Source organism: Pseudoalteromonas sp. SK18 (assembly GCF_001974855.1).
Classification (GTDB): Bacteria; Pseudomonadota; Gammaproteobacteria; order Enterobacterales; family Alteromonadaceae; genus Pseudoalteromonas.
Genome location: NZ_MTQB01000007.1, coordinates 89702 through 105329, shown reverse-complemented (window position 1 = coordinate 105329; position 15628 = coordinate 89702). Strand labels below are relative to the sequence as shown.

Sequence of the window (15628 nt, the reverse complement as noted above, 5' to 3'; positions counted from 1 at the left end):
GTGGAAAACGTTCATATTTTGACACAACGTATCTCTGGTCGCGGTGAATTTTTGCCGTTCTCAGCAGAGCAATACAATAGCAATACACCAACAGCACTGCATGAGCTGGCGGCCAAACTACAAACCAGCTTAGTGCTGGAAGATATTTTAGGCACATTTGCAAATTTTGCAAAACAGCTGCTTAATTTTTCTGGGGTACACTTTCAAACATCATGTATAGATGTTAAAACACCCAATAGTGATGTTGAAAACCCAGCCTACTCATTTGATCTAAAAGTTGAAAGTGAGCATTTAGGCACACTCACTTATTACACAAAATATCCGCTTAGTGCGGCTATTGAAAAAAAGCTGCAGCATTTTCACAGTGTATTAATTTATCCACTACGTAATGCAATAATGTACAACCGTGTATTAAAGCTAGCAACAAAAGACTCGTTGACGGGGTTAAACAACCGTAGTCAATTTAATGACATGTTGCTACAAAAGCTTGAAAATCATAGACGTAACGGCCATCAATTTAGTTTAATGCTACTTGATTTAGACAACTTCAAACAAGTTAATGACAACTATGGTCATAAAATTGGCGATGACGTTTTAAAAGAGTTTGCAGCTGTACTATCTAGCAGTATAAGAGGCACTGATTCTGTGTTTCGTTTTGGTGGCGATGAGTTTTCAATACTAATTGAAGACCCTGCTTTTACTACCAATAAAGTGGTGGCTGAGCGTATTATGCGTTTGGTAAGAAACTCTCCGATTATGTCTAAATACGATGTCACTGCCAGTATTGGCTTTACACTGACTAACAACGGCGACTGCCATAACGAGATATTTTCTCGTGCAGACAAAGGCTTATATAAAGCAAAAGCTTCTGGGCGAAATTGCGCAAAAGCTTATTAAACAATAAAAGAACATAATATTTGAAAAGCCCAGCCTCCCCCGCTGGGCTTTTTTACGCTACTTTTTTAATATAAAGTATTTGTAAATTAGCAACATGGCGCAAAAGCCAAAAAAGAAACCACTGAGTAAATTAAGTAATGCGGCAATTGTCGCAAGCGGTGTAAAAAGCACTAACAGTAAGGGCATACTCACCCCTAGAATGAAAAATACGCCTCCCTTACCTAACCAATAGGCAAGTAAAATAGCGGCACATACCATACCACCCAATACAGCGTAGCCGAGGGTAACAATATTAAGGGTTAAAAATACATTTGCTAATGCTGCAATTAAAAAGGTAATTAGCATGCCAATAGGCGCTTTATTAACAAGTGACAGCCCAACATGAGGTTGTTGACTCATGATTTATACTCCCAAATAACTCCATTCTCATCTTTATGGTTATCACTAACAAAATAACCCACCACTTGAACTAGCTCATCATTGTAAAAAATTAATGGAATATGAGCACGAAGCCAAGGGGCTACTTTTGCATCTTTAAACCAATGTTTAAGGCTATTACTGCCTGGTTTTTTGAGTGGTTTAATACGCGCACTATTACAGTTAAAACGAACACTGACTTGTTCATCAGGTTTAGGGGCGCGTATACCCACCCCTTGCAAACATTGTAGTATTTTTCCGTCATTAAGCACTAGTTCGTGACTTGTTACGCGTTCAATATTTACGGCTAATGGCGTCGGTTGCACAAAATACAGATAACCTTGATGGCGGCGTATTTGCCCACCACTTAGCTCAATAACCATTTGCGCATCAGCTTGCGCATGAATAGCCTGACTCATTATTTGCATTAACTGTTTTTGCGAAGGCATGGTATGGGTAAATAGAGCCAGCCATGCGCGCAGAAGATTCGCAATACGAATAGCGCTGTAATGAGTCATATTTTGTATATTAAGCGCCTGATGTTGGTTAAGACACTGTGCGAGATCTTGCTGGGTATATTCATCAAGCAGTGTTTGTTGCTGCTGCAATAATTCAATACTTCGTGCTGTACACTGCTCAAACCCAGTAAAACGCTCTGCCAACTTAGGCACTATTTGCTGGCGCAAAAAATTACGATCAAAGCGCTCATTGGCGTTGGATTCATCGGTAATATGGCTAATATTAAATTGCTGGGCAAACGCTTCTATCTCGCTGCGTTTTACCGCCAATAATGGCCTATAGCACTCACGGCCACTTTCAAGCACGCGAGTTTGCTGCATAGCACCCAGCCCTTTTAAGCCTGAACCACGCTTTAATCGCAGTAAAAAAGTCTCTATTTGATCGTTTAGATGCTGACCTAGCAAAATGACACTACCACTGGGGCTGTATTCATCAAGCGCTTGATAACGCACTTTGCGGGCTTGTGCTTCAATACTGGTTCGCGATTGTTGCTTTACCGTGACTTGCGCCGCTTTAAAGTTAATTGCTAGCTGCTGACAACGTGCATGACAAAATTGCTGCCAATGAAATGCGTTTTCACTTAAACCATGATTTACATAAATTGCGCTTAAATTTAATTGCGGGTACTGCTGTTTTAACCCATGCATTATGTGTAACAACACCACCGAATCTACGCCACCAGATAAGGCCACAGTAAATGTGAATTGCCCGTTTTCTATATACTGATTAAGGGCTTGTTGTACCTGCAAATAAATTTGTGATGTGTGCATTAATATACCCAATGAGTAAATTACTAATAGCCCTGATAAGAAAGGCTCTACGTTAAGGCATTTTAAAACAAAAAAAGCCGCATAGGCGGCTTTTTTCTCTATTTAGCTATTTTTAGCTATGTTTAGCAATAACCAAACGACATTAAACGCTTGTAACGTTGATCAAGCATCTCTTCAAGCGATAACGCTTGTAGGTCTGCTAAATCGCGTTTAAGGCGAACTTTTAAGTTACGTGCCATGGCATCATAATTACGGTGTGCACCGCCTAACGGCTCATCAACTAGATTATTAATTAAATCGAGCTCTTTAACACGCTCGGCTGTTACACCCATTGCTTCTGCTGCAAGTGGCGCTTTATCAGCACTTTTCCATAAGATAGAGGCACAGCCTTCTGGTGAAATAACTGAGTAAGTGCTGTATTGCAGCATGTTTACTCTGTCGCCTACACCAATCGCTAATGCACCACCTGAACCACCTTCACCAATAACAGTACAAATTGTAGGTACTTTTAGTGCGGCCATTACTTTTAGGTTACGTGCAATTGCTTCAGACTGACCACGCTCTTCAGCGCCAACACCTGGGTATGCACCTGGGGTGTCGATAAAGGTCATGATTGGCATTTTAAAACGCTCAGCCATTTCCATTAAGCGCAATGCTTTACGGTAACCTTCTGGTTTTGGCATGCCAAAATTACGTTTAATTTTTTCAGCAGTACCACGGCCCTTTTGCTGACCGATCACCATAACAGGTTCACCATCTAAACGAGCAACGCCGCCTAAAATTGCAGGGTCGTTAGCAAACGTACGATCACCCGCAAACTCGTCAAATTCCGTAAAAATACGCTCGATATAATCTCGAGTATAAGGACGCAGCGGATGACGTGCTAGCTGTGATACTTGCCAAGCACCAAGTTCAGAGAAAATTTTCTCCTTCATTTGTGCGCTCTTTTCTTTAAGTTTGCTGACTTCCTCTTCTAATCCAAGGTCTAATTCGCCAGCGCGGCTTACATTTTGTAATTCTTCAATTTTTGCTTCTAATTCTGCGATTGGAAGCTCAAAATCAAGATAATTGAGGCTCATGCTCTAAACTACCTAATTAGTTAAATTCTAGTTCTACATTTTGCGCTGCCATCAGCGATAACTTATGAATTAAGTCGTCACTTGGCGTAACACACCATTCGATCCCTAGGGTTAATTGCACCAACGCATCGGGGCGTTGATAATATACCTTGATCGGACACGTTCCCATTTTGTATGGTTCGAGTACTTTTTGTAATTTATCGAAGAAACCAGCCTCGATCTGCACCATATTCAGCGTCATCTTAATCGCTTTTATACGCTTTTCACGCGCCTGAGCAATGGTGTTTATTTCTCTGGCGGTCATTGTAATACCACCAGAGAAGTTATCAAAGCTGACCTGTCCGGATATCACCAAAATATTATTGATTTGCAACATATCTTGGTACATTTCAAACTGTTCTGGAAACAAGCGTACATCAATTCGGGCGCTTTTGTCATCTAAAGTTATCAAGGCCCAGCGATTTCCTTTTTTATTAATTAAGGTTCTCGCGGCAATCACCAAGCCCGCTCCAGTTGAGACTACATCACGGTTAGTGGGCTGCAAATCAATGAGTCGACCTGAGGTGTAATGCCCAAGCTCTCGTCGATACTGATTTATAGGATGGCCAGTTAGATAAAGGCCTAAGGTATCTTTTTCACCATCAAGCCACTGATTATCTGTAAGTGGTGTGGCTTTAATAAACGCTTGCTCTACTTCGTCAGGCTCTGTGGCCAGTAAACCAAACAAGTCACTTTGCCCTAACAGCTCAGCTTTGTTGTGTTGATCGGCTGCGCGCATTGCATCTTTTAAACTTGCCAGCAGCGTTGCTCGCCCAGGTTGATTTTTTTCTGGCCCTAGTTGATCTAATGCACCTGCATAAATTAATTTTTCGGTGACACGTTTATTTAAGCGTTTTAAATCAACACGCGCACAAAAATCAAATAGGTCCTTAAATGGACCGCCTTTTGCTCGCGCTTCTAATATGGCATCAACGGGGGCTTCACCCACGCCTTTAATTGCTCCTATACCGTAAACAACTTCACCTTGAAGATTAACAGTAAACTTGTATTCACCGGCGTTTACATCGGGCGGTAACAAAGTGAGTTTCATGTTTTCACACTCATCCACCAGCGTTACTATTTTGTCGGTGTTATCCATATCAGCCGACATTACCGCCGCCATAAACTCGGCCGGATAATGGGTTTTCATCCACAGCGTTTGATACGATACCAATGCATAAGCTGCTGAGTGAGATTTGTTAAAACCATAACCCGCGAACTTTTCAACCAAGTCGAATATTTTTATCGCAAGCTCGCCATCTATGCCATTATTACGCGCGCCCTCTTCAAAGGTTGAGCGCTGTTTTGCCATTTCTTCGGGCTTTTTCTTACCCATGGCACGACGTAACATATCGGCGCCGCCTAGTGTATAACCGGCCAGCACCTGCGCTATTTGCATAACTTGTTCTTGATACAAAATAATGCCGTAAGTCGGCTCAAGAATAGGCTTTAAACTTTCGTGTTGATATTGCGCATCGGGGTATGAGATTTCTTCTCTGCCGAGCTTTCGGTCGATGAAGTTATCTACCATGCCTGATTGCAGTGGACCTGGACGGAACAAAGCAACTAGGGCTATCATATCTTCGAAGCAATCGGGCTTTAATCGGCGAACTAGGTCTTTCATGCCGCGTGATTCTAGCTGGAATACTGCGGTGGTTTCAGCGCGCAGCAGTAGTTCAATACTTTTTTTATCATTCAGTGGAATGGTGTTGATATCAACCGGCTGCTTGCCTTCACGCTTTAAGCGCTCGTTGGTCATATCCACTGCCCACTGCAAGATGGTCAGCGTACGTAAGCCTAAAAAGTCAAACTTAACCAAACCGGCGGTTTCTACATCGTTTTTATCAAACTGAGTAACCGGAAACTTGCCTTCATCATCACAATAGAGCGCAGCAAAATCGGTAATCGTGGTCGGCGATATTACAACCCCCCCTGCGTGTTTACCGGCATTACGGGTACAACCCTCAAGAATACGACACATGTCGATTAAGTCTTTAACTTCTTCATCGCCGTCGTAGGCTTCTTGCAAACGAGGTTCAACTTCAAACGCTTTGGCCAAGGTCATTCCCGGATCGCCCGGAATAAGCTTAGAAATACGATCAACAAATCCATAAGGATGACCAAGTACCCGGCCTACATCGCGTATAACCGCTTTGGCCGCCATAGTACCAAAAGTAATAATTTGCGATACCGCATCACGGCCATACAAGGCCGATACGTGATCAATTACTTCATCACGCCTATCCATACAAAAATCGACATCAAAGTCGGGCATAGAAACACGTTCTGGATTCAAGAAGCGCTCGAAGAGTAAATCGAACTCTAGTGGATCAAGGTCGGTAATTTTAAGCGCATAAGCTACTAAGGAGCCCGCACCTGAACCACGCCCTGGACCTACAGGAATATTGTTATCTTTACTCCATTGAATAAATTCCATTACGATCAAGAAGTAACCAGGAAATCCCATTTGGTTAATTACATCGAGCTCTATCTTTAAACGCTCATCGTATTCGCCGCGTTTTTCTTGGCGTTCTTGTTCATCAGGAAATAAAAATTGCAGTCGTTCTTCAAGTCCATCTTGTGAGACTTTAACCAAAAACTCATCAATTTTTAATGAGCCTGTAGGGTAATCTGGTAGGAAATACTCACCTAATTGAACGGTTACATTACAGCGCTTTGCGATTTCTACGGTATTTTGTAACGCCTCTGGAATATCACTAAATAGCTCTGCCATTTGTTCTGGCGTTTTTAGGTATTGCTCTTGTGAAAAACGCTTTGGTCGGCGTTTATCATCTAGGGTATAACCATCAAAAATAGCCACCCGAATTTCATGGGCTTCAAAGTTTTCTGGCTTTAAAAATACCACTTCATTGGTAGCCACTACTGGCAGTTGCTCTGTGGTTGCAAGCTCCACTGCCATGTGCAAATAATTTTCTTCTTGAGCACGGTTGGTGCGAATAAGCTCAATATAATAATGATCGCTGAAGTGCTGTTTATAAAAGCTTACCACCGACTCAACAATAGCGGGGTTGCCTTTTATTAATGCTTTTCCTAAATCGCCATCTTTTGCACCCGAGAGTATGATGAGCCCCTCTTTTAAATCAACTAACCATTCACGGTCAATCACTGGGCGATGAAACACATGACCACGTTGGTAAGCTTTAGAAATCAATAAAGTAATATTTTTATAGCCAGTGTTATCTTTAGCTAATAACGTTATCCGGCTTGGTTCATCAGGAAACTCAGGGCTACGTACCCAAAAATCAGCACCAACAAGTGGCTTGATACCTGCGTTATGCGCTGCGCCATAAAAACGCACTAAACCACAAAAGTTCATTTGATCGGTAATTGCCAGCGCTGGCATTTCAAGCTCTTGTGCTTTAGCAACAATTGGTTTGGTTTTTGCCAAACCATCAACCATCGAAAAGTCTGAGTGCACTCGTAAGTGAACAAAATCAGGAGCTGGCATAATTACTCCTTACCCGAAAGCGCAAGCACACGCTGCACCGGTTTAAAGCTCTTACGATGCTCATCTATAGCGCCGTATTGCTCAAGCGCTGCAAAGTGTGCTTTAGTCGGATACCCCTTATGCCCTGCAAACCCATATTGTGGATAGCGCGCATCAAGTTCAATCATTTCATCATCACGAGCCACTTTTGCTAAAATAGATGCGGCTGATATTTCAGCGACTAAGCTATCACCTTTAACCACCGCTTGGGCGGGCATAGCTAATTTAGGCAGGCGGTTACCATCTACAAACACAAATTCAGGCACTGTGCTAAGTGCTTCCACTGCGCGACTCATGGCAAGCATAGTGGCTTGTAATATATTTAGCTCATCTATTTCGCTTGGACTACAACGGCCAATGGCGTAACACAGTGCTTTTTCTTTTATTTCAGTGGCTAATAATTGACGTTTTTTATCCGTTAATTTTTTAGAATCGGCCAAGCCTGCGATTGGCTTATTGGGATTTAAAATAACAGCGGCAGTAACCACGTCGCCCACCAGCGGTCCACGACCCACTTCATCTACACCGGCAATTAGGGTTACATTAGGTCGTTCAATTTGCATTTATTAACTCCGCCACTGCACTTGCAGCTTGTTTACTTGCATCTAATCTAATTTTTTCATGTATGGCTAAAAAGCGGGCTTTTAATTCTTTATTGTCACTATTTAGCATAGGGGTAAGTGCTGCTGTTAAATTAGCGACATTACATTCGCTTTGCAAAAACTCTGGCACTAACTCTTCGTCTGCTAATAAATTAGGTAACGAAAAATATTTAATATTAAAGGTAAATAAGGTTTTAAAAATCCAATAACTCAGTGGTTTAATTTTATAACCAACCACCATTGGTTTTTTATATAACATGCCCTCAAGCGTTGCCGTACCTGATGCCAGTAATATGGCATCGGCGGCTTGCATGGCTAAATTTGATTGCCCATCCAGTAAGTTAACATTAAGTGAGGGCGCTGTGGCATTTAAAATAGCAATAAACTGCGCTTTACGCTTTTCATTCACCAGTGGCACAACGACTTTAAGCGCTGGGTTCTGCGTTTGTAACTGCGCCGCTGTTTTTATGTAAGTTTCACTTAACAGGCCCACTTCTGATCCCCGGCTCCCGGGTAATAACGCTAACACCTTGTCATCAGCACTTAAGCCTAGTTGGCTACGGGCTTGGCTATCGTCGTGCTCAAGTGCAATGTCGTCGGCTAATGTGTGGCCTACAAAAGTACAAGGTACTTGGTGCTTGTCGTAAAATTCTTTTTCAAAAGGTAATAAAGCCAATACTAAGTTAGTGGCTGCACTTATGGTGTGAATGCGTTTTTCACGCCACGCCCATACTGAAGGGCTAACGTATTGCACAGTTTTAATACCCGCATCTTTTAACGGTTTTTCTACACGTAAATTAAAATCGGGCGCGTCAATGCCTATAAACACATCAGGAGGATTATCAATAAAATGCTGCACAAGTTGTTTGCGAATTTTTAGCAAGCGCGGTAAACGGCCAAGGACTTCAACCAACCCCATAACCGACAGTTCATCCATATCAAACAGCGTTTTGCAGCCTTGTGCTTGCATTTTAGGACCTGCAATACCTTCAAAGATTGCATCAGGAAAATGCGCTTTAAGCGCTTTAATGAGCCCTTCACCTAAAATATCGCCCGACAGTTCACCTGCCACAATACCAATTCGTAGTTGTTTTTTATCTTTTTTCATTTGCTATTTTTTCACAAGTAAACCCGGCGTTCATACCGATTAGTTTACCGTGTTTTAAGGCTAGGTTAAACGCTTAAAACGCACCACTTTTTTCTAGCTTACTCTTAATTGATGATTGCGTATTTTATAGACTGATGTAATGTCATAGTATATTAAAGTTTTCTAATATACATGTTGACAAAAATTGTACAAACGCCAATAATGATGCAAACTTTCAGAAATTACTGAAAGTTTATTAAAAACATTAACAATTGCTTTGTGCTGTCAGTGCATCACAACCAAAGGAGCCAAAAATGATAGATGAAACCTTTGTGGATCTATCGCGATTACAGTTTGCTGTCACCGCTCTATTTCATTTTTTATTTGTGCCGTTAACAATCGGTATGACCTGGATTTTAGTTATTATGGAATCGGTTTATGTTATGACCGGTCGCGAGATTTATCGCGATATGACTAAGTTTTGGGGCAAGTTATTTGGTATTAACTTTGCTATTGGTGTGGCTACCGGCCTCACCATGGAATTTGAGTTTGGTACTAACTGGTCGTATTACTCTCATTATGTGGGTGATGTATTTGGTGCACCACTGGCTATTGAAGGCTTAATGGCCTTCTTTTTAGAATCAACCTTTGTGGGGATGTTCTTTTTAGGTTGGGACAGGCTCTCTAAACGCCAGCATTTAGGGGTAACATTTTTAATGGCGCTGGGCACTAATATGTCTGCGCTATGGATTTTAGTTGCTAATGCGTGGATGCAAAACCCAGTCGGGGCAGAGTTTAACTATCAAACCATGCGTATGGAAATGACTAGTTTTGCAGAGCTAGTATTTAACCCTGTAGCGCAAGTTAAGTTTATTCATACTGTGTCTGCAGGTTATGTTGCGGCGTCTATGTTTGTGCTTGGGATTAGTAGCTGGTACATATTAAAAGGACGTGATTTGGCATTTGCTAAACGTTCGTTCTCGGTGGCATCAGGCTTTGGTTTAGCCTCTATTTTATGTGTTATTTTACTCGGTGATGAATCTGGCTACGAAGTCGGTGAAGTACAAAAAGTAAAACTCGCGACCATTGAAGCTGAATGGCATACCGAAGAAGCCCCCGCAGCTTTTACTATGCTAGGTATTCCTGACTCTGAAGAGCAAGTAACTCATGCTGCGGTTAAAATTCCTTACGCATTAGGCATTATTGCAACACGCTCACTTGATGAGCAAGTGATTGGTATTTCAGATCTTGAGAAAAAACACGAGAAGCGTATTCGCAATGGCATGATTGCTTATGAATACCTAGAAAAACTTCGCGCAGGTGACGATACCCCTGAAAATATCGAAAAGTTTGATAACGTGAAAGATGATTTAGGCTATGGCTTATTACTTAAACGTTATACCCCTAATGTAGCAGATGCCAGTGAGGCACAAATACAACAAGCCGTTAAAGACTCCTTCCCTAAAGTGGGTCCTATGTTTTGGTCATTTAGGATTATGGTTGGCTGTGGCGTGATCATGCTTGGCGTATTTATCCTTGCTTTTTATTACAACGCCCATCGTATTATTGAACAAAAACGTTGGTTGTTGTGGGCGGCGGTATTGAGCATTCCTCTGCCTTGGATTGCCATTGAGTTTGGTTGGATTGTGGCTGAATATGGCCGCCAGCCATGGGCAATTTCTGAAGTGTTACCGACCTTTTTAGCAACGTCATCACTGACGGTAAATGATATTTTAATTAGCTTAACTGGTTTTATTGTTTTCTATACTGGATTGGCGATTGTTGAAGCATGGTTAATGATTAAATTTATTAAGCAAGGACCAAGCTCCCTTCATACCGGTAAGTACCATTTTGAATTACCTGATCACAGCTCGGCTGCTAAAGGAGAACTATCATGATTTTTGATTATGAAACATTAAAAATGCTCTGGTGGTTAATTATTGGTGTGCTGTTAATTGGTTTCGCCATTACCGATGGTATGGATATGGGCGTTGCCATGTTGCTACGCTTAGTCGGCAAAACAGATTCTGAACGCCGTACCGTTATTAACACTATTGGCGCCCATTGGGATGGTAACCAAGTATGGTTTATAACCGCAGGTGGCGCTTTATTTGCAGCATGGCCTATGGTGTATGCGGCAGCATTTTCTGGTTTTTACTTTGCCATGATGCTGGTGTTATTTGCATTATTTTTTAGACCTTTAGGCTTTGATTATCGCTCTAAGGTTGACTCTAAACGCTGGCGTAATAACTGGGACTGGGGCTTGTTTGCCGGTAGTGCCATACCTGCGCTGGTATTTGGTGTAGCGTTTGGTAACTTGTTTTTGGGTGTACCGTTTCATATCGATAATTTATTGAGAGTTAGTTATCAAGGGTCGTTTTTTGCCTTACTTAATCCGTTTGCGCTCATTGCCGGCTTAGTTAGTATTACCATGTTAATTGCACACGCGGGAATGTGGCTACAACTGCGAACCGCTGATCAAGTTGCTGAGCGCTCAGGACAATATGGTCGCTACTCATTACTTGCCTTTATAGTATTATTTGCAGCGGCCGGTGTGTGGGTTGCCAACCTAACAGGTTATCAAATTGCCTCTATGGGCGACACCCAAGGTCATGCAGATCCATTGGCAAAAGTAGTTACCACGGCTCAAGGCGCATGGCTTAATAACTACAGTGAACGTCCATGGACAATGACCTTCCCTATTTTGGCATTTGCGATGGCACTGTGTGCACTCCTGTTTTCTAAATTGAATAAGCCCGCTTTGGGATTATTAGCAACCAGTGTGATGTTAATTGGGGTGATTATGACTGCGGGCGTTTCGTTATTTCCGTTTATTATGCCTTCAAGCAATAACCCTGATATTAGCTTAACAATTTGGGATGCGGTTTCGAGCCACAGAACACTCAATGTTATGTTTATTGCTGTGGTTATATTTGTGCCACTCATTTTAGCTTACACCACCTGGTGTTATGTGAAAATGTGGCGCAGAGTGACCGTTGATGAAATTGAAAATAACCCTCACGGCAGCTATTAAGGAGACTAAATTATGTGGTATTTCGCGTGGATTTTAGGTGTACTGCTTGCTTGTACTTTAGGCGTTATAAACGTGATGTGGTATGAATTTCATCAAAATAAAAACAGTATTGCTGATGATGAACAAGCCACCCATGATTTATTAAACGAGCATAATACAAATCACAATGACGACTAATCCCCGACCAAATCGCGCGCAGCAACAACCCCTGCGCGCTTTTTTAAAACAGCAGAGTAAACCGGCGGCAATGTGGTTAAAGCTAAGCATTGCACTTGGAACAGTTAATGCAATTTTAATGATTGCAGGAGCTTACTTACTCGCGCAAACCATTCATGAGGTAATGTTTGAAGGGCATAGTTTAGCCCAAGTAACCCACTATTTATGGCCTTTAGCGGGTATTATTTTACTGCGTGCCATTTTCTTAGCACTCAGCGAGCGATTAAGCGCATTTGCTACGCTTAAAATTAAATCGGCTATTCGCCAAACCTTACTCGATAAACTCACACAACTCGGCCCAAGTTATATAGAGCAACATGGCCAAGGTGCAACGCTCAACACGCTGCACAATGGCGTAGAAGCACTCCATGACTACTATGCAAAGTACTTACCTGGGGTTGCCTACAGTGCCCTTATTCCTATTGCAATATTAGTGGTTATATTTCCGACCGATTACAAAGCAGGATTAATATTTTTATTAACCGCGCCACTTATTCCCTTTTTTATGATTCTAGTTGGCCACAAAGCCGAGGCACTTAATCAAAAACGTTGGCAACAACTGGCAGTACTAGGAAACTATTTTTTTGATCGCGTACAAGGGCTTACTCAACTAAAACTATTTAATGCCACACGCAAAGAACTCAAACAAATCGCGCGTATTTCCGATGACTTTAGACACGCAACGCTAAACGTGTTAAAAATTGCTTTTTTATCCTCTTTTGCTCTGGAGTTTTTAGCCACAATTAGTGTGGCACTGGTAGCGGTAATTATTGGCTTTAGATTATTTTTTGGCACCCTAGATTTTGCTACTGGCTTTGTAGTGCTGTTACTAGCACCTGAATTTTATTTACCCCTTCGCCAATTAGGCAGCCATTACCATGCACGCCTGCAGGGAATTAGTGCTGCTGCAGATATGTTGATTATTTTAAATGCACCACTGCCCGCAAATGATAATAGCCACACAGCGAATATCAATATTGATGCTAACAATACTATCAGCATCCATGATCTCAACTTTAGTTACCCTAACAGTAATGAGGGAATTAAGAATATTAATTTAACACTGCCAAGCACAGGACTAGTAGCCATTGTGGGAGCTAGTGGCTCAGGTAAGAGCACCCTACTTGATTGCATGCTTGGTTTTCACCCAGAAGTAATACAACACATATCCATTGACCAACAACCATTGGCGACTGCGAATATAAGTCAATTACAACAAAGCATTGCATGGATCCCACAAAAGCCAACCTTATTTTACGATACCCTAGCCGCCAATATAAAACTAGGTAACCCTAGCGCTTCACATGAAGCACTTGAACATGCTGCAAAGCAAGCAGGCGCACTGGAATTTATTAACGAGCTGCCCGATGGCTTTAATACCTTAATAGGTGAGCAAGGCGAAGGACTCTCTGGCGGGCAAAAACAGCGTATCGCTTTAGCTCGTGCATTTTTAAAACACGCCCCTATTTTAATGCTCGATGAGCCAACCGCTCATTTAGATAGCCAAACCGAGCAACTCATTCAAAACGCTATTGCTGAATATGCACAAAAACACTTGGTGATCACCATTGCACATCGCTTAAATACAGTAAAAAATGCCAAGCAACTTATCGTTATGGAAAACGGCTGCATCGCTCAACACGGCGATTTCAAAGCGCTCAGCCAGCAATCTGGCGAATTTGCAAAGCTGCTGCAAACAGCGCAACATGGAGCGACTAATGACTAACTTTATTCGTTTACTTAAATTGTGCCGCCCTCATTATAAAGCGATGCTTTTAGGGACGTTTCTAGCGTCACTCACGGTGCTAGCTAATGTAGGCTTACTCGCTATTTCCGGCTGGTTTTTAGCTTCTATGGCAGCCGCAGGAATTGCAGGCGTCCATATGAACTACTTTACCCCAGCTGGCACCATTCGTTTTTTGGCGATTGTGCGCACCGCCTCACGTTACGCTGAACGCTTAGTTACTCACAACGCCACATTTTTATTGTTAAGTGAAATACGAGTAAATATGTTCGCCACACTCAGTAGACTTAATAACCTTGATTTAGCTATGAGCCGCAGTGCCGATTTAGTTAATCGCTTGCAAAACGATGTAGACGCACTAGATAAGTTTTATTTAAATGTGTTGCTGCCGATGTTAGTAGCTTTACTGACTGTGCCTATTATTATGCTGTTTATGTCAGCCTACAATGTGAATGTCGCTCTTATTTGTTTTGTTGGGATTGTTATTATTGGGGTGGTTATACCGGCAATATTAAGTAAGCAATTAGATAAAAATAGCCACCAAGAAACCTTACTTAGTGCGCAACTAAGAGCAGAGCTTTCAGATACCTTAACGGGTCTCAGAGAACTAAATATTTATCAAGCTCGACACCAGCAACTCACTAAATGTGATCAGTTAAGTGAGCAGTATAATCAGCAATTATTTATTCGTCATAAGGCTCTTGGCAACGCTGATGGATTGAGCTTACTCATAGTGCAATTGGCTATGCTTTCCAGCATTGTTACTATTGTGCCGCTAGTGTTTAGCGGTGCTATGGTCAATGTAGAGCTGGCGATGTTGAGCCTGTTTGTGCTTGCCAGTTTTGAAAGCGTGTTGTTACTGCCCAATGCCTTTATTGAACTCCCTAATGTACTTAAAGCAGCTGAACGACTCTTTACCCTTGAAGACAAAACACTTAATACAAGTGATGTATCCACCACAGATATTGAGCTATTAAATAAGCACTGGGCTTTGTCATTAAATAATGTCAGCTATCACTATGGCCAAAAGCAGGCATTAAATAATGTGAGTTTTGCGCTCCCCGCGAAGCATAAAGTAGCCATTGTTGGGCGAAGTGGAAGTGGTAAAACCACCTTAGTGAATTTGCTTAGTAGTTTATGGCCGCTACAGCAAGGAACAATAAGCTTACAAAGCGGCAAAGAAATCATAAACCTACATGAGTTAAATAATGAGTGTCGTGCAAAAACATTAAATATTTTAGCCCAGCAGCATCATATTTTTGATGGTACATTAGGCGAAAACCTTGCTTACGCAGCTCCCGATGCAACCTCGCAACAAATGATAGCAACATTAAAACAGGCAGAGTTAGGTGGTTGGTTCTCTGAGCTCAAACAAGGGTTAAAAACCCGTTTGGGTACCGGCGGTCGAAACGTATCTCAGGGTCAATCAAGACGTATCGCCTTGGCACAAGCGCTGCTGCAACAGCCTGCCATTTTAGTGCTTGATGAACCGACTGAAGGACTCGACACTATTTCTAAACAAGCCGTTATGAACAGTATTTTACAGCTAAAAGAGCATGCTAGTGTATTAACAATTACTCATGATCCAGCGTTGTTATCGCAAATGGATAGTGTCATCTGGTTAGACAGCGGACAGATCATCGCTCAAGGTTCACATCAACAATTGCTCAATGAACACCCTGACTATATGGCGTTAACGACCCGCTTTTAGTCCTT

At 42.0% G+C, this 15628-nt stretch carries 12 protein-coding genes; 6 read left to right on the top strand and 6 right to left on the bottom strand.

From position 1 onward, the window contains the following. Positions 1-897, top strand: a complete 897-nt coding sequence (locus BW139_RS07395) for a GGDEF domain-containing protein (RefSeq protein ID WP_076919230.1) — start codon at positions 1-3, stop codon at positions 895-897. Between the two features lie 57 nt (positions 898-954). Here BW139_RS07395 and BW139_RS07390 read toward each other — a convergent pair whose 3' ends face one another. The 6 genes from BW139_RS07390 to lpxB all read right to left on the bottom strand — a co-directional run bounded on the left by BW139_RS07390 (position 955) and on the right by lpxB (position 8939). Then, positions 955-1296 (bottom strand): hypothetical protein, encoded by a 342-nt coding sequence (locus tag BW139_RS07390; protein WP_076919229.1) that lies wholly within the window; start codon positions 1294-1296, stop codon positions 955-957. Next, positions 1293-2603 (bottom strand): tRNA lysidine(34) synthetase TilS, encoded by a 1311-nt coding sequence (tilS, locus tag BW139_RS07385; RefSeq protein ID WP_076919228.1) that lies wholly within the window; start codon positions 2601-2603, stop codon positions 1293-1295. Before tilS ends, BW139_RS07390 begins: the two co-directional genes overlap by 4 nt. A gap of 122 nt (positions 2604-2725) precedes the next feature. Continuing rightward, positions 2726-3682: an acetyl-CoA carboxylase carboxyl transferase subunit alpha gene (gene accA / locus BW139_RS07380; protein ID WP_008110950.1), complete on the bottom strand. Its 957-nt coding sequence runs from the start codon at positions 3680-3682 to the stop codon at positions 2726-2728. A 16-nt stretch (positions 3683-3698) separates the two neighbouring features. After that, positions 3699-7190: a DNA polymerase III subunit alpha gene (gene dnaE / locus BW139_RS07375; RefSeq protein WP_076919227.1), complete on the bottom strand. Its 3492-nt coding sequence runs from the start codon at positions 7188-7190 to the stop codon at positions 3699-3701. A gap of 2 nt (positions 7191-7192) precedes the next feature. Next, positions 7193-7792 (bottom strand): ribonuclease HII, encoded by a 600-nt coding sequence (rnhB, locus tag BW139_RS07370; protein WP_010388148.1) that lies wholly within the window; start codon positions 7790-7792, stop codon positions 7193-7195. After that, a complete protein-coding gene (gene lpxB / locus BW139_RS07365) occupies positions 7782-8939 on the bottom strand; it encodes a lipid-A-disaccharide synthase (protein ID WP_076919226.1) in 1158 nt (385 codons plus the stop codon). Before lpxB ends, rnhB begins: the two co-directional genes overlap by 11 nt. Positions 8940-9232: 293 nt before the next feature. Here lpxB and BW139_RS07360 point away from each other — a divergent pair, with 293 nt between their 5' ends. The 5 genes from BW139_RS07360 to cydC are packed head-to-tail and all read left to right on the top strand — an operon-like array spanning position 9233 to position 15623. After that, entirely contained in the window at positions 9233-10816 is a 1584-nt protein-coding gene (locus BW139_RS07360; RefSeq protein ID WP_010388142.1) for a cytochrome ubiquinol oxidase subunit I, read from the top strand. Then, positions 10813-11952 (top strand): cytochrome d ubiquinol oxidase subunit II, encoded by a 1140-nt coding sequence (gene cydB, locus BW139_RS07355; protein ID WP_008110962.1) that lies wholly within the window; start codon positions 10813-10815, stop codon positions 11950-11952. The genes BW139_RS07360 and cydB overlap by 4 nt, the downstream gene beginning before the upstream one ends. A 12-nt stretch (positions 11953-11964) precedes the next feature. Beyond that, positions 11965-12129, top strand: coding sequence for a cytochrome bd-I oxidase subunit CydX (cydX, locus tag BW139_RS07350; RefSeq protein WP_008110965.1), 165 nt, complete (start codon positions 11965-11967; stop codon positions 12127-12129). After that, on the top strand, positions 12119-13894 hold the full coding sequence (gene cydD / locus BW139_RS07345; protein WP_076919225.1) for a thiol reductant ABC exporter subunit CydD: 1776 nt from the start codon (positions 12119-12121) through the stop codon (positions 13892-13894). The genes cydX and cydD overlap by 11 nt, the downstream gene beginning before the upstream one ends. Then, positions 13887-15623, top strand: coding sequence for a thiol reductant ABC exporter subunit CydC (gene cydC, locus BW139_RS07340; RefSeq protein ID WP_076919224.1), 1737 nt, complete (start codon positions 13887-13889; stop codon positions 15621-15623). Before cydD ends, cydC begins: the two co-directional genes overlap by 8 nt. The last annotated feature ends 5 nt before the right edge of the window (positions 15624-15628 follow it).